Below are 15,478 nucleotides of genomic sequence, written 5' to 3'. Positions count from 1 at the left end.
GGCACCGCCCGTTCACGGTGCTCGCTCGCCCTCCCCGCACCTCACCCGCTCGGCCCGCTCGGCCCGCTCGGCCCGCGCAGGTATCTCCTCCGGGCCCCGTACCTTCGTGCCGTCCACCCGGACCAGGTCACGTATCGCGGGTACCGACAGCAGCGCCACCGGCACGATCAGGCTCATGACGCCCGCGCCGAGCAGGACGTGGTCGGCGCCGAGGGCCAGGGCGGCCGGGCCCGCGAGGGCCTGGCCGACCGGCATCATCGCGAGGGAGCCCGCCACGTCGTACGCGTGGATGCGGTTGAGGACGTCGGGCGCCACCTGCGTCTGCACGCTGGTCGCCCACATGACCCCCCAGAACGACATGCCCGCCCCCGCGACGGCCGCGCCCGCCGCCATCGCCGGGACGCCAAGACCCGCGCCGACAGTCGCTGGGAACCCCGCGAAGAGGAACAGAGAGGCCGCACCCGCCCGCAGCATCCTGCGCGGTCGCAGCCGCAGGGCGAGGAAGCCGCCGACGACCGTGCCCGCGCCGAGCGCGGAGTTGATCAGACCGTAGGCCCCGGCGCCGTGCCGCTGCACCACCTCCGTCGCCACCAGCGGGACCGTCGGCCCCCACACGGCGATCATGTACAGGCACCAGACGGCTATCACGCCCCAGAGCCAGGTCCTGGCCCTGAACTCCCGCCATCCTTCGACCAGATCGGCCTTGAACACCGCACCGGCCCTGCCCGTCGACACCCGGACGGGAGCGGGCGGCAGCCGGAGCAGCAGCAGGCACAGGGCGCTGACGGCGTAGGTGGCGGCGTGCGCCACGAAGACACCGCCCGGTGAGGAGAGGCCGACCAGGACGCCCGCGAGGGCGGGGCCCACGAGTTGGGCGGCGGACTCGGCTATCCGGATGGCGCCGTTGGCGCCCTGGATGTCGGTGGCGAGCCGGGGAACCGTGCTGGCCACACCCGGCTGGAACACGGCGCCCGCCACGCCGTTGGCGAAGCCGATCGCGCAGACCTCCCAGAGGACCACGTGGTCGGTGAAGAAGAGGACCGCGAGCACGGACTGCGTGCCCAGGCGCACCAGGTCGGAGCCGATCATCAGCTTCCTGGTGTCGAAGCGGTCGGCGATCACCCCGCCGAACACGACGAGCCCGGCGAAGGCGGCGGCCGTCGCCGCCATCGCGAGGCCGACGGCTCCGGCGCCGTACCCGTGCTGGAGCAGTCCGGCGGCGAGGGCCACGGGCAGGATGGCGTCACCGAGCCGCGCGACGGCCCGCGCGACGAAGAACAGCCCGAAGTCCCGTGACCAGACCGGGGGCGGTGAGGGAGAGGGTGGCGAGAACGTGGGCGAGAGGGCCGGCGGCGGCCCAGGCACCATGGTCGACGCGGAGGGCAAGAGGGGTTCAGGCGGCTCCGCGGCCTTCCCGCCCGCGCTCTCGGCGCCCCCGCCCATGGGCCCTCCGCCCTCCGAGCCACTGCCGCCCTGCGGCTCGCCGCCCTCGGCGCCCCCGTCCTGGGGTCCTCCACCCCGGGGCCCTCCGCCCTCGGCGCCCCCGTCCTGCGACCCTCCGCCCTCGGAGCCCCCGTCCTGGGGTCCTCCACCCCGGGGCCCTCCGCCCTCGGAGCCCCCGTCCTGCGACCCTCCGCCCTCGGAGCCCCCGTCCTGGGGTCCTCCACCCCGGGGCCCTCCGCCCTCGGAGCCCCCGTCCTGCGACTCTGCGCTCAGGGAGCGCCCGCGGGAGCCCCCGCCGGCACCGCTGCCCGCTGAGCCCACGCCTGAACCCGCGCCCCTGCCCCCGCCCCCCATCCCGTCATCCCCGGCCTCCCGGCCGTCCCCGGCCTCCCAGCCGCCCCCGGCCTCTCGGCCGTCGTCGGACCGCTCCTCGTCCCCCCGCCGCATCCCCATGCGCACGCCTCCGCCCCGACCTCTGTTCCGCCCCCGACCCGGCTCCTGCACCGCTCACGCGTCGTCAGGTGATCGCCGGGACCCCCGCCCCGGCTCCTCACCTCGCCTTCGGATCATGCCACGCGCCACTGACAACGGCCGAGGGGGTTTCACTCGGCGACCGGAAGCCCCAACTCGGGGTAGCTGTCGAGGAGTCGCTGCGGGGCCGCCTGGCGCCAGGAGTCGGCCAGGATGTCCCGCAGTTCGTCCTCGCCGTCCAGCGCGGCGATCCGGGCCCGCACCCACGCGAACTGCGCCTCGTGGTCGGCGATCCAGAACTTCCCCGGCTCGGCCAGGACCAGTTCGTCGCGCTCCTCCTTGGGGCAGCGCACGGCGATGGAGGTCTCCTCCTCGGGGAGGGTGACGAACATCTTCCCCGCCACTCGGAACGTGGGCATGCTCCAGGCGATCTTCTCCGTAGTGTCCGGCAGGGAGAGGGCGATACGGCGTACATCTTCGGCATCCGGCATGCCCCGCACGGTAGCGGCTGCCACTGACAGTCAGCAGGTGGGAGGGGTGGATCCGACGCGCTTGTAGTAGATCGACGTCGGTCGCAGCACGCCGTGGGGCGCCGCCGCGTAGTCGGGGATGGCGCCGATCCGGGTCCAGCCCGCGGCGTCGTAGAAACGTTCCGCCGGGCTGTCGGTCTCGGTGTCCAGGTGCAGGAGCGTGACGCCGGTCGACGCGGCCGACTCCTCCGCCGCGGCCAGCAGGGTGCGGCCGAGGCCGCGGCCCCGGGCGTCGCGGTGCACCATCAGCTTGACCAGCTCGGCGCGGTGCCTGCTGTTGGGCTTGTCGGGGAAGTCGAGCCCGACCGTGCCGAGCACCCGGTTCCCGTCGTCCTCCGCGACCCACACCGCGAGCCGTCCCGCGGCCACCCCTTCGGCCCGCTCCCGCCACCAGGCGAGCGCCGCCTGCCGGTCGAGGGGCGCGAGGAACCCGATGGACGCGCCGCCCTCGACGGTGTCCACCAGCAGCTCCGCCAACGCGTCCACGCGCGCGTGCAGTGCGGCGCTCCCGACGCGTCGCACCCTCACGGCAGCACCACCGCGAGGACGTACCGCACGTCGTCGGGGCCCGCGCACCGGAACCGGGTCGGTCCCCACACCCGCAGCCGTAGGCAGTCGCCGGTGCCGAGGTGGTGCTCGGTGTCCTGTGCCGTCACGTCGAGCGTGCCCTCCAGGACCCAGATGTGCTGTTCGAGTCCCGGCACGGGCGGACGGTCGTACGCGAGGTCGGCGCCTGCCGCGAGGCGGCCCTCGACGAGTTCGCCGCGGAGTCCTGGGTGCGGAGGGGAGACGGATCTGCGCACGAATCCGGCCGTCCGGTCCCGCCAGATCCGCTGGTCGGGGGCGCGGACGAGCAGGGCGGGCGCGGGTTCGATCTCGCTGAGCAGTTGGGACATGGTCCGGCCGTAGACATGGCAGAGGCGGTTGAGGAGGGCGGCGGTGGGGCTGGTCTCCGCGCGTTCGGCGCGGGACAGGGTGGACCTGCTGACGCCGCTGCGGTCCGCCAACTCCCCCAGCGACCAGCCCCGTTCGGCCCGCAGCTCGGCCAGCCTCGCACCGAGCCGCGCGTCGACGGAGTCGGGCCCTTCGGTCATGTCCCCGACATCGTCCACGCCCTCGGCCGCGTCGACGTCACCGATCGCCTCACTGTTCATATCTGGGAGAGTATCCCAGATCCGGGACGGCCTGCACGAGGGGCTCAGCGGCCCGCCTCCGCCAGCGCGTCGAGCACCGGCCTGATCAGCGGATGCCCCTCCGCTCCCCGTCTGACCGCCGCGAAGACCCGCCGGGTGGGCGCCACCCCGTCGACCGGGCGCACGACCACCCCGGTGAGGTCCATGCCGCGCAGCGCCGAGCGCGGGACCAGGGCGACGCCCGCCCCGGCGGACGCGAGCGCGACGACGGCGCGGAAGTCGTCCGACGAGTGTGCGAGGCGCGGCTGGAACCCCGCGCTCTCGCAGGCCAGGACGACCACGTCGTGGCACGGGTTGCCGGGGTACGGGCCGATCCACGCGTCCTTGGCCAGTTCGGCGAGGGGCACCTCGGCGGCTCCGGCGAGCCGGTGGTCGACCGGCACGACCGCGTCGAACGGCTCGGCGTACAGCGGGAACGGCGTGAGGCGCGGGTCGTCGGCGGGCGGCGCGCCCCGGTACTCGACGGCGACCGCGACGTCGACGAGCCGGTCGAGGACCATCGGCAGGCTGGCGTCGCCCTCCGCGTCCTTGACCCGGACGCGGATGCCGGGCGCGGAGCGGGCGAGGCGGATCAGGGCGGGCGCGACGACCTGGGCGATGCCGGTCGCGAAGGAGGCGACGGTGACCGTGCCCGCCTCGCCGGACGAGTAGGCGGCCAGCTCCGCCTCGGCCCGTTCCAGCTGGGCGAGGACCGCGTGGGTGTGCCCGAGCAGGATCTCGCCCGCCGGGGTCAGCCGTACGCCCTTGGCGCCGCGTTCCACCAGGCGGTGGCCGGTCTCCTGCTCCAGGGCCGTCAGCTGCTGGGAGACGGCCGAGGGCGTGAGGTAAAGCGCGGCGGCTGCCGCGGTGACCGTGCGGTGGTCAGCCACCGCACGGAGGATGTGGAGCCGCCGCGCTTCGATCATGCGCCGATTATTGCAATATGTCCGGGCTGCTCGGTCCCGGGCCTGTCAGCCGTCCAGCTCCGCCCGCACACCGCCGCCGGTGGCCTCGCCGCCGCCGGCCGCCCCCGCCGCGCCTCCCGCGCCCGTCAGGGACGCGTGCCGCGTCTCCCTCTCCAGTTCGGCCCGTGCCGCGACGAACGCGTCGACCGCGCGGTCGACGTCGTCCGTGGAGTGGGCCGCGGACAGCTGGACGCGGATCCGGGCCTGCCCCTGCGGGACGACCGGGTAGGAGAAGCCGATCACGTACACGCCCCGCTCCAGGAGCAGTTCGGCCAGCCTGCCCGCCTTCGACGCGTCGCCGATCATGACGGGCGCGATGGCGTGGTCGCCGGGGAGGATCTCGAAGCCCTCCTCGGTCATCCGGCGGCGGAACAGCGCGGTGTTCTCGGCGAGTCGGACCCGCAGGTCGTCCGCGGACTCCAACAGGTCGAGGACGGTGAGGGAGGCCGCCGCGATGACCGGGGCGAGCGTGTTGGAGAACAGGTAGGGGCGGGAGCGCTGGCGCAGCAGGGCGACGATCTCCGCGCGGGCGGCGACATAGCCGCCCGAGGCGCCGCCGAGCGCCTTGCCGAGGGTGCCGGTGATGATGTCGACGCGGTCCATGACGCCGTGCAGCTCGGGGGTGCCGCGGCCGCCGGGTCCGACGAAGCCGACGGCGTGCGAGTCGTCGACCATGACCATCGCGTCGTAGCGGTCGGCGAGGTCGCAGATCTCGCCGAGCGGCGCCACATAGCCGTCCATGGAGAAGACGCCGTCGGTGACGATCAGCCTGCGCCTGGCGCCCGCCGCCTCCTTCAACTGCCGTTCCAGGTCGGCCATGTCGCGGTTGACGTAGCGGAAGCGGCGGGCCTTGGAGAGGCGGATGCCGTCGATGATCGACGCGTGGTTGAGGGCGTCGGAGATCACCGCGTCCTCGGGGCCGAGGAGGGTCTCGAAGACACCGCCGTTGGCGTCGAAGCAGGAGGAGTAGAGGATCGTGTCCTCCTGCCCGAGGAAGCCAGAGAGCCGCGACTCCAGCTCCTTGTGGACCTCCTGGGTGCCGCAGATGAAGCGGACCGAGGCCATGCCGTAGCCCCAGCGGTCCAGGGCCTGGTGGGCGGCGGCCACGACGTCGGGGTGGTCGGCGAGGCCGAGGTAGTTGTTGGCGCAGAAGTTGAGGACCTCGCCCGGCCGGCCCCCCGCGGTGACGGCGACGGTCGCCGACTGCGGGGTGCCGATCACGCGCTCCGGCTTGTGCAGGCCGGCGGCGCGGATCTCGTCGAGGGTGGCGCGCAGGTCGTCGCGCACGGAGTCGAACATCATCAGTCCTTGGGTCTCGTCAGAGGGTCCAGTCGAGGATGACCTTGCCGCCGCGACCGCTCGCCGCGTCGGCGAAGGCCGCCTCGTAGTCACCGTGTGCGTAGCGCCCGGTGATCACCGGGGCGAGGTCGAGGCCGCCCTCGAGCAGGACGGACATCGCGTACCAGGTCTCGAACATCTCGCGGCCGTAGATGCCCTTGAGGGTGATCATCGACGTGACGATCCGCGCCCAGTCGACGGGGAACTCCTCGGCGGGCAGGCCGAGCATGGCGATCCGGCCGCCGTGCGTCATGTTGGCGATCATGTCGCGCAGCGCCTCGGGCCGTCCGGACATCTCCAGGCCGATGTCGAAGCCCTCGCGCAGCCCCAACTCCCGCTGCCCGTCGGCGATCGTCGCGTCGGAGACGTTCAGGGTGAGGCTCGCGCCGATCTTGCGGGCGAGGTCGAGGCGCTCCTCGCTGACGTCGGTGACGACGACGTTGCGGGCGCCCGCGTGCCGGGCGACGGCCGCCGCCATCAGGCCGATCGGTCCCGCGCCGGTGATCAGGACGTCCTCGCCGACCAGCGGGAAGGAGAGCGCGGTGTGCACGGCGTTGCCGAACGGGTCGAAGATCGCGGCCACGTCGAGGTCCACCGGGACGCGGTGCACCCACACGTTGGACGCGGGCAGCGCGACGTACTCGGCGAACGCGCCGTCGCGGCCGACGCCGAGCCCGACGGTGGCCCGGCACAGGTGGCGGCGCCCGGCGAGGCAGTTGCGGCACTTGCCGCAGACCAGGTGGCCCTCGCCGCTGACCAGGTCGCCGACGGTGACGTCGGTGACGTCCCGGCCGGTCTCCACGACCTCGCCGACGAACTCGTGTCCGACCACGAGCGGGGTGCGGATCGCCTGCTGCGCCCAGCCGTCCCAGGCCCGGATGTGCAGGTCGGTGCCGCAGATGCCGGTCCGCAGCACCTTGATCAGGACGTCACCGGTCCCGACGGCGGGCTCCGGCACGTCCGCGAGCCGGAGCCCTGGCTCCGCCTTCTCCTTGACCAGCGCCTTCACTGTGCGGCTCCCGTGCGTGAGACCCCGCTGCGGGCACGCCGAGGCGGCCCGCGACCGGGGAGGGGGGTGGAATCGCAGTGCAATCTTCCGTATCGGGCGCCCCAGGTCCATCGAGGATTTCTTAAGCGCCGTCGTAGATCGACTTCAGACCCGTCAGGAGACGGCCGGTACCGCGTGACGCGGTGGTCAGCCCGGAAGCGCGTACGGGTCGTCGGCGGGCAGCCACGCCTGCGGCGCGTGCACGCCGAGGTCGCCGACCCCGTCGCAGAGCGCGTCGACGACGCCGAGGACACCGGCCCGCTCCTCCGCCTCGCGCCAGACGAGCGACCAGGTCCAGTACACCTCGGGCGGCAGGATCGGACGGCGGACCAGGTCGGGCGGGAGCGGACTGGTCTGTCCCTTGGGGCAGTTGACGACCGGACAGCGCAGTCGGCGCACGTGGTCGAAGAACGCGGGCCCGGTCACACCGCCGTCGCCGATCCGCACCGCGCGGGCCCCGGTCGACGCGGCCAGATCCGCTCCGTACACGTTCCACGACGACCACGAGGTCGCGTCGTCGTCGAGGAGGACGACGGTGTCGCGGGCCGCCACGGCGCGGGAGCGGCCGTCGGTGTCGGAGCCGCCGTCGACGGCGATGTCGACGGCGTGGACGCGGTCGGCGCCGACGAGCCGGGAGCGCAGCCCGAGCCGCCGCAGGTCGGCGCCGGTCGCCCAGCAGACCGACAGGTCGAGGCTGCCCGCGGCCACCCGGGCGGCCTGGGTGTGGGACGGCGCCACCCAGGCGTCGACGTGCAGTTCGGCCACGGCCGCGGCGCGGGTGGTCAGGTCGGGCGGGAGCCAGTTGACGTAACCGAGCCGCACCGGTTCGGAACCCGACAGGCGCCGGGCCCTGCGGCGCAGGTCGTCGGCGCGGTCGAGGAGCGCGCGGGTGTGCGGGAGGAGCGCGGCGCCCGCAGGGGTCAGGGAGACGGAACGGCGGTCGCGGTCGAACAACCGGACGCCCAGGTCCCGTTCGAGCACCTTGATCTGCTGGGAGAGGGACGGCCCGGCGATGAGCAGCCGCTCGGCGGCCCGCCCGAAGTTCAGCTCATCGGCGACCGCGACGAAGTATCGCAACTGACGCAGCTCCACGCCCGCCATGCTACGGCGCCTGGTAGGCGGAGCCTCCCAGCAGCTAGGAAGCCGGTCGTGGCGGGGACGCCGGGGCCGGGGCACGATGAGGGGAGGCGGCGACGTCCGGCCTCGCACGGGTCGGGACGTCCCACGGAAGCATCGGGAGAGGCCATGCGCGAGTTCCTGGTCCGGATCACCACGACCGTCCCGGAGGGTGTCTCCGAGGAGGAGGCCGACCGACGGCGGGCCGCCGAGGCGGTCCGCGCGGCCGAACTGGCCGCGTCGGGGCGTCTGGGACGGCTGTGGCGCCCGGTGGGCGAGCCGGCCAGCGTCGGCCTGTGGCGGGCGGCCGACGAGGAGGAGCTGTACGCGGAGGTGCTCGGCACCCTGCCGCTGCACGACTGGATGACCTTCGAGGTCACCCCGCTCACCTCCCACCCCAATGACCCGCACCCCGAAGAGGCCCACCCGGAGAACGCGAAGCGCGCCGGCGCGTGACCCGGCGCACGCCCACCCGGCGCCCCGCACGCCCCGCGCACCACGCCCCCTGCTCCCACCTCCCCTCCCCCACTCCCTCCCCCCTCCTACGGAATCCGAGCCTCTCCCCCATGAGCACCCCGATACCGTCACCCGACTCACCCGACTCACCCACCCCCGTCCCCTCCCCCTGGCCCCATGTCCTACGGGCCGCGGCCGCGCTCGCGGCGGGGATGGGGGTCGGCCGGTTCGTCTACACGGCGATCCTGCCGCTGATGCACGCCCAGGCGGGTCTTTCGGCCGCCGCGGGGGCGGATCTCGCGACCGCCAACTACGTCGGCTACCTCGTCGGAGCCCTCGCGGGCATCCTCGCTCCCGCCCTGGTCCGCTCGCGTGCCGTGCTGCGCGGCTCGCTGCTGGTGCTGACGGCGACCCTCGCCGCGATGCCCCTCACCCACGGTGTCGGCGGGTGGCTGGTGCTGCGCCTCGTCGCCGGGGCGGCGAGCGCCCTGGTCTTCGTCGTCGCCGTCAGTTCCGTCCTGCACCACCTGCGCGAACGTCCTCCGCATCTGCCGGGCTCGGCGTTCGGCGGGGTCGGTACCGGGATCGCCCTGTCCGGTCTGCTGGTGCTGGCCCTGCGGTCGGTCGCGGACTGGCGGGCCGCGTGGTGGGCGTCGGCCGCGCTCACCGCCGTCCTCGCCGGCGCGGCCTGGAACCTGCGCCCGGAAGCCGCACCCGAGGCGCCGGCGGCCGTCCGTGCGCGGCCCCGCCCCCGCACCCACCGCTGGTTCGGGACGCTGTTGGTCTCCTACAGCCTGGAGGGCGTCGGCTACATCGTCGCCGGGACGTTCCTGGTGGCGGCGATCGGCCAGGACTCCCCCGGCTGGGTGGGCAACGGCGCGTGGGTGCTCGTCGGGCTCGCGGCCGTGCCGTCGGCGGCGGTGTGGGCGTGGCTCGGGCGGCGCTGGTCACGGCCCGATCTGCTGCTCGCGGCGCTGCTGGTGCAGGCGGTGGGGATCGCGCTGCCCGCGCTCGTCGGGGGCACGGCCGCCGCGCTGGTCTCGGCGGTGCTGTTCGGCGGCACCTTCATCGGGATCAGCACACTCGCCCTGGAGACAGGCGCCCACCTGCGGTTTCCCCGCTCGGTCGCGCTGTTGACGGCCGGGTACAGCGTCGGCCAGATCGTCGGGCCGCTGGCGGTGGCCCCGCTGCTCCAGCACGGCTACCGGGGCGCGCTGCTGCTGGCGGCGGGGGTGGTGCTGGTGGCGGCGTCGGCCGCGGCCGTGCTGCGGATCGGTTTCCCGCACCACATGCTCGTAGTACGACATCAGGAAGACACCCGGCACACGGACGGCGGACGGCGACCGGAACCGACGCCGGACGACGGTCCCGACACCGTCGCCCCGCACCCGGCCGGCTGACGTGGAGGCGCTCATGAACACCGCCAGGGACCTCGTGATCGTCGCCATGGGCGGGGAGCAGGACCGTCCGGTGGAGACCGGCGATCTGTCGCTCGCGCTGGCGGGCGCCGAACTGCTCGACCTCGCCGAGGCCGGCGCGCTCACTCTGGACGACGATCTGATCGTGCCCGGCGCGGAGACCGTGCCCGCTGACCGGCTGCTGGCGGAGGCGGCGCGGGCGCTGCTGCGGCAGGAGCCGTACGAGACGGTCGAGGACTGGCTGTGGCGCCGGGGCCGCGGTCTCTCGTCGGCCTACGTCGTGGAGTTCGAGCGGGACGGGCTGATCGCCCGGAAGCGGGACCACCGGATCTCGTTGGGCGGCCGGAGGGCGGCGCTCGTCGACTCGCCGGAACGGTCGCGGGCCGAGCGGCGCCTCGCGGACGGCGAGCGGGTGCTGGTGGCGCTGACAGTGGAGGTCGGGATCCGCGACGAGCCACCGGCCGAGGACGGGACCAGGGGGACGGAAGGCGCGGAGGCGACGGACGAGGCGGAGGGAACGGGCGAGGTCGGCGGCTCGGGAGAGTCGGTGGAGCTGGGGACCGGAACAGAGCCGGAGAACGGGACCGGGACCAGGACCGGGACCGCGGCCGAGGAGGGGACCGGGACGGAGAACGGGAACGGGACCGGCGCCGAGGAGCCGGACGATCCGGTCGACCGGGTGCTGGCGGCCGTCGGCAGCGCGGTGACCGAGCTGGAGGGGGTGCGGCGCCGTCGGGCCGTCGAGGACGCGGCGTACGAGAACGTGTGGCGCGGCCTGTAGGGACCGGCACGGCAGGCGTCTCCACCCGGCTCCGGTGGCACGGGCATCGAGAGCGAGGCCCCTCCGTATGCGGCCCCGGCACGGCGGGCGACTCCGCCCGGCTCCGGTGGGACGGGCGTCGAGAGCGCGGGCCCTCCGTATGCGGCCCCGGCACGGCGGGCGACTCCGCCCGGCTCCGGTGGGACGGGCATCGAGAGCGTCGGCCCTCCGTCTCTGGCCCCGGCACGGCGGGCGTCACCGCTGCTGCCTCCGTGCCTCCTCCCGGTGTTCCAGTCTGGCGACGAGTTCCGCCGCCGACTTCTTGATGGCCGCGAGACCCGGCTTGCCCCAGGGCCTCGGCCGTACGTCCGCGACGGACACCGTGCCCAGGACCATGCCGGTGCTCTCTATGAGGGGCGCGCCCAGGTAGGAGCGGATGCCGTAGCCGTCGACGACCGGGTTGCAGGCGAAGCGCGGGTAGTCGCGCACGTCCTCCAGGACCAGCGCCCTGCCGCGGACCACCACATGCGGGCAGAACCCGTGGTCGCGGCCGAGCCTGCGGCAGGCGCCCGGTGCGGCCCGGTCGCCGTCCGGGGCGGCGGGCGGCCGGGGCGGGATGTGCAGTCCCGCGAGGAACTGGCCACGGTCGTCGATGAAGTTGACCATGGCGTAGGGCGCCCTGGTCAGCTCCGCGAGCTGGTCCGCGTACACGTCGAGGGACGGGTCGGGGCGCTCGCCGAGCCCGAGGCCGCGCAGCCGCCGAGTCCTGGCCGGGGCCTCCTTGTCCTCGGGGGTGAGCAGCAGCCGGCCTGCCGGACCCGACGCCGGGTCGTACGTCATGGGCGGGCTCCGTCGCGGTGGACGCGGTTCATGTCCTGGCTCCCTGGCGGTGGGCGGGGTTCACCTGGGGACGCCGTGGCTCGGCGCGGGCGCCGGGGCGTGGGCGATCAGGTGCTGGACGAGGGTGAGCAGGGTCTGGACCCCCGAGCTGGAGATCCGGGCGTCGCAGCGGACCACCGGGATCTCCGGGGCGAGGTCCATGGCGGCGCGGACCTCGTCGGGGTCGTAGCGGTGGGCGCCGTCGAACTCGTTGATCGCGACGATGAAGCCGACACCGCGCTGTTCGAAGAAGTCGATGGCGGCGAAGCACTCCTGGAGCCGGCGGGTGTCGGCGAGGACGACCGCTCCGAGCGCGCCCTCGGAGAGCTCGTCCCACATGAACCAGAACCGTTCCTGCCCGGGTGTGCCGAAGAGGTACAGGACGTGTCGCGGGTCGAGGGTGATGCGGCCGAAGTCCATGGCCACCGTCGTCTCGACCTTGTTCTCGATCCCGTCGAGCCGGTCGGTCGCGGCGCTGACCGTGGTGAGGAGCTCCTCCGTGCTGAGGGGCGCGATCTCGCTCACCGCGCCGACGAAGGTCGTCTTGCCCACCCCGAACCCGCCCGCGACGAGGATCTTCAGCGCGGTGGGGAACGGGTCAGAGCTGTCGTCGTAGTCCATCGAGCACTGCCTCCAGAAGGGCCCGGTCGGTGGGGTTGTCGTGGAACACGGGGGGCTTGGTGGTCAGCGCCCCGCAGTCGACGAGGTCCGACAGCAGCACCTTGGTGACCGCCGCCGGCAGCTTCAGATGGGCGGCGACCTCGGCGACCGGGACGGGCGCGCGGCAGAGGTCGAGCGCCAGCGCGTACTCGGGGCCGAGATGGCCGAGGGGGGTGGCTCCGGTGACCATCACCTGCGACAGGAGGTCGAGGGCGATGGTCGGCCGGGTGCGGCCGTTGCTGACCGTGAAGGGCCGCACCAGCCGGCCGGCCGCCTCGTCGAGCCAGGGCCCGTCACCGGCCGCCGCCACGCTCAAGGCCTCATCGCCGGTGGTTCGACGGCGTGCCGGCGGGGCGCGGTGGTGAGGTACGGGCGGACGCTCTTGACCAGCATCGACATCTCGTAGCCGAGGACGGCCGCGTCGGCCTCCCGGTCGGCGAGGACGGCGAGACAGGTGCCGGAGCCGGCCGTGGTCACGAACAGCAGGGTCGAGGCGAGTTCGACGACGACCTGGCGGACGTCGCCGTTGTCGCCGAACCTGGCCCCGGCGCTGCGGCCGAGGGAGTAGAGGCCCGAGGCCAGCGCCGCCATGTGGTCGGCGCTGTCGGCGTCGAGGCCGTGGACCGACTTCACGAGGCCGTCGCAGGAGAGGAGTACCGCACTGTTGGTGTGGGGCACGCGCTGCACGAGGCCGCTCATCAGCCAGTCGAGATCGGATACCTGGCTGGTCGGCGCATCGCTCGCCATGGTGAATCGTCTCCTTGGGGTACGAAGGTCTGCGGGAGCTGGGGTGGTCATCCGGCGGGGGGCGTCCCGGGGAGCGGGACGTTCCCGGCGTGGGCCGGATCGGGGTGGCGGCGGGCGGGGTCGGCGGGCCGGACCTCGAGCGGCGCGTGTCCGGCGAGCAGCGACTCCCGGTCCATGTGGACGGGGCCGGTGTACGCGGACTCCATCCGCAGGATGCCGGGGTCCTGGCGGTCGCCCTCCAGGTGCTGCCTGGCCTCCGCGAGACCGACGCCGCGCCGGAAGGCGGCCATCAGTCCCGGGTCGTGGTCCACGGGCGGTTCGTCGGACGGGCGGGGCAGCGGCCCGCCGCGCAGTTCGGGCACCAGGTGCTCCTGGGCGCGGCGCCGGGGCAGCTGCGGCTTGTCCAGGGTGCCGCGCGCTTCACCGACCCGGGGGGTGAGGGGTTCCACGGGCCGCTCGGCGAGCAGCCGCCGGTGATCGGGCCCGACACCGGGGACGGCTTCGGCGGGGTTGGCCCGCTCCTGACGGGCGCCGCGGACGGGGAGGGGGCCGACGGCGGAGGGGTCGGCGGGAGCCGGGGGCGGCCGGTGCGCGGGAGCGGCGCCCGCCGGGACGGGCCCGGCCTGGACGGGCCCGGCCGGAGCGGCTTCGGCCTGGTCAGCTCTGCCCGGGACGGTTCCGGCGTGGACGGGTCCGGACTGGACGGGTCCGGCGTGGACGGCGTGCACCAGGTGACCCGGGTCGCCCTGGTGGCCCTGGTGGCCCTGGTGGCCCGGGTGGCCCGGGTGACCCGGATGGCCCGGGATCTCCTCCCGGACGGTGTCCGCCCGGTGGTTCCCGGCCCTGGCACCGCCGGCATCCACCAGGTACCTCGCGGCCTCGGCGCCGTCGTTCACACCGGCGCCCGCGCCCGGTGCCAAGCCGACCCCCACGCCCGGCGCCATGCCAGCGCCCGCGCCCGGCGCCAAGCCGATGCCAGCCTCCGCCCCCGCGCCCGCCCGCACCCCCGGCGCCATGGCGGCCCCCGCCCCCACGACCGTCCCGAGCCCGAAGGCCGTGGCCGCCGTCGCCGTGCCCACTCCCGGTTCCGCGCCCAGCAGTTCCTGCGGCACGACGAGCACGGCCTGCACGCCGCCGTAGATGTTGCTCTGGAGACGGACGTCGATGCCGTGTCTGCGGGCCAGTTGGGAGACGACGAACAGGCCGATGCGCCCGTCGGCGAGCAGCCGGCCGACGTTGACCTGGTCGGGGTCGGCGAGCAGGGCGTTCATCCTCCGCTGCTCGGCGAGGGGCATGCCGAGCCCCCGGTCCTCGACCTCGACGGCGAGTCCGGAGGTGACGAGGTTGGTGCGGAGCAGGACCTCGGTGTGCGGGGCGGAGAACACCGTGGCGTTCTCGACCAGTTCGGCCAGCAGATGGATGACGTCGGCGACAGCGTGCCCGCGCAGGGTGCCGGCGACCGGGGGGACCAGCCTGACCCTGCTGTACTGCTCGACCTCGGCGATGGCGGAGCGCAGCACCTCGGTCATGGGGACGGGGTTGCTCCACTGCCGCCGGGAGACGGCGCCGCCGAGCACGGCGAGGTTCTCGGCGTGGCGGCGGATGCGGGTGGCCAGGTGGTCGACGTGGAAGAGACCCTTGAGGAGGTCGGGGTCCTCGATCGAGCTCTCCAGTTCGTCGAGGGCCGAGATCTCCCGGTGCACCAGCGACTGGAGCCGCCTGGCGAGGTTGAGGAATACCTCCAGTTTCTGTTCGTCGCCCGCCTGGCTGGAGAGCTGCGCGGCCTGGACGACGGCGGTGAGGGCGCCGTCGTGCGCGCGGGCGAGGTCGCAGGCGAGGAGGTCGAAGTCGTCGGCGTCGGCGGGCGGGCCGCCGCGGGGGGCGCGGGCGGGCGGGGTCTCGCCGCGCCGCAGCGACGCGACCAGGGCGCGCAGGTCGGCCTCGCCGCGTGCGCTGCCCCGGCGCAGAGCGAGCACGCGGTCGCTGAGGAAACGGGCGGCGCGGTCGGCGGCCACGGCGGCGATCAGGATGCCGGCGAGGGCCACGGAGAAGGCGCCCGCGAGGACGCCCCACAGGGTGGGCCCGAGGTGCGCCCCGGTGGAGCGGACGGTGAACAGGACGGCGGCGCAGGCGCTGAGGGCGACCGCGGTGGGCGGCAGTACGGCGAGCCTGCGCAGGTGCGAACGTATGTGGGCCTCGGGGAGCGCGGGCGCGGTGCGGGCGACCGGCCGCCCGTGCCGCCCGCCGTCGCGGCGGTCTGCGCGGGGGGCCGGTGCACGGAGGTGAGCCATCGGTTTCCTCGAACTGGTCCGTCGGTGCCCGGACGCGCGTGGGGCGCGGCCGGGTGTGTGCCATCGCGATGTCGTCGAGCGGTCGCGGGCCGGTCGACGCGTCGCCGCGTCGACGTCAAGCCCTTCCCCCGCTCGACGAGCACTCACAGTAGTTGCGAACAGATCGGGCGCGCGGGGCAGTTCG

General features: G+C 74.5%; 16 protein-coding genes. 3 read left to right on the top strand and 13 right to left on the bottom strand.

All coding sequences use genetic code 11. The features are described from left to right. Positions 1 to 12: 12 nt before the first annotated feature. The 8 genes from DDJ31_RS33520 to DDJ31_RS33485 form a co-directional block, all read right to left on the bottom strand. Positions 13 to 1,368 (bottom strand): MFS transporter, encoded by a 1,356-nt coding sequence (locus DDJ31_RS33520; RefSeq protein WP_127182481.1) that lies wholly within the window; start codon positions 1,366 to 1,368, stop codon positions 13 to 15. A 677-nt stretch (positions 1,369 to 2,045) separates the two neighbouring features. Next, positions 2,046 to 2,405, bottom strand: coding sequence for an MmcQ/YjbR family DNA-binding protein (locus DDJ31_RS33515; protein WP_164784844.1), 360 nt, complete (start codon positions 2,403 to 2,405; stop codon positions 2,046 to 2,048). Positions 2,406 to 2,435: 30 nt separating this feature from the next. Then, on the bottom strand, positions 2,436 to 2,972 hold the full coding sequence (locus DDJ31_RS33510; RefSeq protein WP_164784845.1) for a GNAT family N-acetyltransferase: 537 nt from the start codon (positions 2,970 to 2,972) through the stop codon (positions 2,436 to 2,438). Continuing rightward, positions 2,969 to 3,538 carry a helix-turn-helix domain-containing protein gene (locus DDJ31_RS33505; RefSeq protein ID WP_127182482.1) on the bottom strand — a complete coding sequence of 190 codons (570 nt, stop codon included), beginning with the start codon at positions 3,536 to 3,538 and terminating at the stop codon, positions 2,969 to 2,971. The genes DDJ31_RS33510 and DDJ31_RS33505 overlap by 4 nt, the downstream gene beginning before the upstream one ends. 104 nt (positions 3,539 to 3,642) lie before the next feature. Then, a complete protein-coding gene (locus tag DDJ31_RS33500; protein ID WP_127176663.1) occupies positions 3,643 to 4,542 on the bottom strand; it encodes a LysR family transcriptional regulator in 900 nt (299 codons plus the stop codon). A gap of 45 nt (positions 4,543 to 4,587) precedes the next feature. After that, a complete protein-coding gene (locus DDJ31_RS33495) occupies positions 4,588 to 5,880 on the bottom strand; it encodes a glycine C-acetyltransferase (protein WP_253302971.1) in 1,293 nt (430 codons plus the stop codon). A gap of 19 nt (positions 5,881 to 5,899) precedes the next feature. Beyond that, positions 5,900 to 6,928, bottom strand: a complete 1,029-nt coding sequence (gene tdh, locus DDJ31_RS33490; RefSeq protein WP_127176664.1) for an L-threonine 3-dehydrogenase — start codon at positions 6,926 to 6,928, stop codon at positions 5,900 to 5,902. 186 nt (positions 6,929 to 7,114) lie between these two features. After that, complete coding sequence (locus DDJ31_RS33485) at positions 7,115 to 8,068, bottom strand: LysR family transcriptional regulator (protein ID WP_127176665.1); 954 nt, start codon at positions 8,066 to 8,068, stop codon at positions 7,115 to 7,117. A 144-nt stretch (positions 8,069 to 8,212) separates the two neighbouring features. Between DDJ31_RS33485 and DDJ31_RS33480 the strand changes: the two genes are divergently transcribed. The 3 genes from DDJ31_RS33480 (at position 8,213) to DDJ31_RS33470 (ending at position 10,738) form a co-directional block, all read left to right on the top strand. Continuing rightward, positions 8,213 to 8,539, top strand: coding sequence for a muconolactone Delta-isomerase family protein (locus tag DDJ31_RS33480; protein WP_127176666.1), 327 nt, complete (start codon positions 8,213 to 8,215; stop codon positions 8,537 to 8,539). Positions 8,540 to 8,649: 110 nt separating this feature from the next. After that, a complete protein-coding gene (locus DDJ31_RS33475; RefSeq protein ID WP_171480937.1) occupies positions 8,650 to 9,939 on the top strand; it encodes a YbfB/YjiJ family MFS transporter in 1,290 nt (429 codons plus the stop codon). Between the two features lie 13 nt (positions 9,940 to 9,952). Further along, entirely contained in the window at positions 9,953 to 10,738 is a 786-nt protein-coding gene (locus DDJ31_RS33470) for a GPP34 family phosphoprotein (RefSeq protein WP_127176667.1), read from the top strand. Positions 10,739 to 10,972: 234 nt separating this feature from the next. On the opposite strand, the gene DDJ31_RS33465 is transcribed toward DDJ31_RS33470, so the two are convergent. From DDJ31_RS33465 to DDJ31_RS39495, 5 genes are read right to left on the bottom strand one after another with little or no spacing between them, the layout of a single operon-like run. Further along, positions 10,973 to 11,557 carry a GAF domain-containing protein gene (locus tag DDJ31_RS33465; protein WP_127176668.1) on the bottom strand — a complete coding sequence of 195 codons (585 nt, stop codon included), beginning with the start codon at positions 11,555 to 11,557 and terminating at the stop codon, positions 10,973 to 10,975. Positions 11,558 to 11,617: 60 nt separating this feature from the next. Further along, positions 11,618 to 12,217 (bottom strand): GTP-binding protein, encoded by a 600-nt coding sequence (locus DDJ31_RS33460; RefSeq protein WP_127176669.1) that lies wholly within the window; start codon positions 12,215 to 12,217, stop codon positions 11,618 to 11,620. Next, a complete protein-coding gene (locus DDJ31_RS33455) occupies positions 12,195 to 12,566 on the bottom strand; it encodes a DUF742 domain-containing protein (RefSeq protein ID WP_127176670.1) in 372 nt (123 codons plus the stop codon). Before DDJ31_RS33455 ends, DDJ31_RS33460 begins: the two co-directional genes overlap by 23 nt. Before the next feature lie 2 nt (positions 12,567 to 12,568). After that, positions 12,569 to 13,003: a roadblock/LC7 domain-containing protein gene (locus tag DDJ31_RS33450; protein WP_127176671.1), complete on the bottom strand. Its 435-nt coding sequence runs from the start codon at positions 13,001 to 13,003 to the stop codon at positions 12,569 to 12,571. Positions 13,004 to 13,050: 47 nt separating this feature from the next. Next, complete coding sequence (locus DDJ31_RS39495) at positions 13,051 to 15,294, bottom strand: sensor histidine kinase (RefSeq protein ID WP_240677986.1); 2,244 nt, start codon at positions 15,292 to 15,294, stop codon at positions 13,051 to 13,053. Positions 15,295 to 15,478: the final 184 nt, after the last annotated feature.

Source organism: Streptomyces griseoviridis (assembly GCF_005222485.1).
Lineage (GTDB): Bacteria > Actinomycetota > Actinomycetes > Streptomycetales > Streptomycetaceae > Streptomyces > Streptomyces hintoniae.
Note: the sequence above shows the minus strand (reverse complement) of the source record. Positions and strands in the feature narration are given on the sequence as shown.

What these genes read in the sequence shown, in the direction of transcription:
- DDJ31_RS39495 (WP_240677986.1), bottom strand. Translation starts at nt 15,294, where the DNA reads ATGGCTCACCTCCGTGCACCGGCCCCCCGCGCAGACCGCCGCGACGGC.
- DDJ31_RS33475 (WP_171480937.1), top strand. Translation starts at nt 8,650, where the DNA reads ATGAGCACCCCGATACCGTCACCCGACTCACCCGACTCACCCACCCCC.
- DDJ31_RS33485 (WP_127176665.1), bottom strand. Translation starts at nt 8,068, where the DNA reads ATGGCGGGCGTGGAGCTGCGTCAGTTGCGATACTTCGTCGCGGTCGCC.
- DDJ31_RS33500 (WP_127176663.1), bottom strand. Translation starts at nt 4,542, where the DNA reads ATGATCGAAGCGCGGCGGCTCCACATCCTCCGTGCGGTGGCTGACCAC.
- DDJ31_RS33520 (WP_127182481.1), bottom strand. Translation starts at nt 1,368, where the DNA reads ATGGTGCCTGGGCCGCCGCCGGCCCTCTCGCCCACGTTCTCGCCACCC.
- DDJ31_RS33460 (WP_127176669.1), bottom strand. Translation starts at nt 12,217, where the DNA reads ATGGACTACGACGACAGCTCTGACCCGTTCCCCACCGCGCTGAAGATC.
- DDJ31_RS33480 (WP_127176666.1), top strand. Translation starts at nt 8,213, where the DNA reads ATGCGCGAGTTCCTGGTCCGGATCACCACGACCGTCCCGGAGGGTGTC.
- DDJ31_RS33450 (WP_127176671.1), bottom strand. Translation starts at nt 13,003, where the DNA reads ATGGCGAGCGATGCGCCGACCAGCCAGGTATCCGATCTCGACTGGCTG.
- DDJ31_RS33505 (WP_127182482.1), bottom strand. Translation starts at nt 3,538, where the DNA reads ATGACCGAAGGGCCCGACTCCGTCGACGCGCGGCTCGGTGCGAGGCTG.
- DDJ31_RS33515 (WP_164784844.1), bottom strand. Translation starts at nt 2,405, where the DNA reads ATGCCGGATGCCGAAGATGTACGCCGTATCGCCCTCTCCCTGCCGGAC.
- DDJ31_RS33465 (WP_127176668.1), bottom strand. Translation starts at nt 11,557, where the DNA reads ATGACGTACGACCCGGCGTCGGGTCCGGCAGGCCGGCTGCTGCTCACC.
- DDJ31_RS33495 (WP_253302971.1), bottom strand. Translation starts at nt 5,880, where the DNA reads ATGTTCGACTCCGTGCGCGACGACCTGCGCGCCACCCTCGACGAGATC.
- DDJ31_RS33470 (WP_127176667.1), top strand. Translation starts at nt 9,953, where the DNA reads ATGAACACCGCCAGGGACCTCGTGATCGTCGCCATGGGCGGGGAGCAG.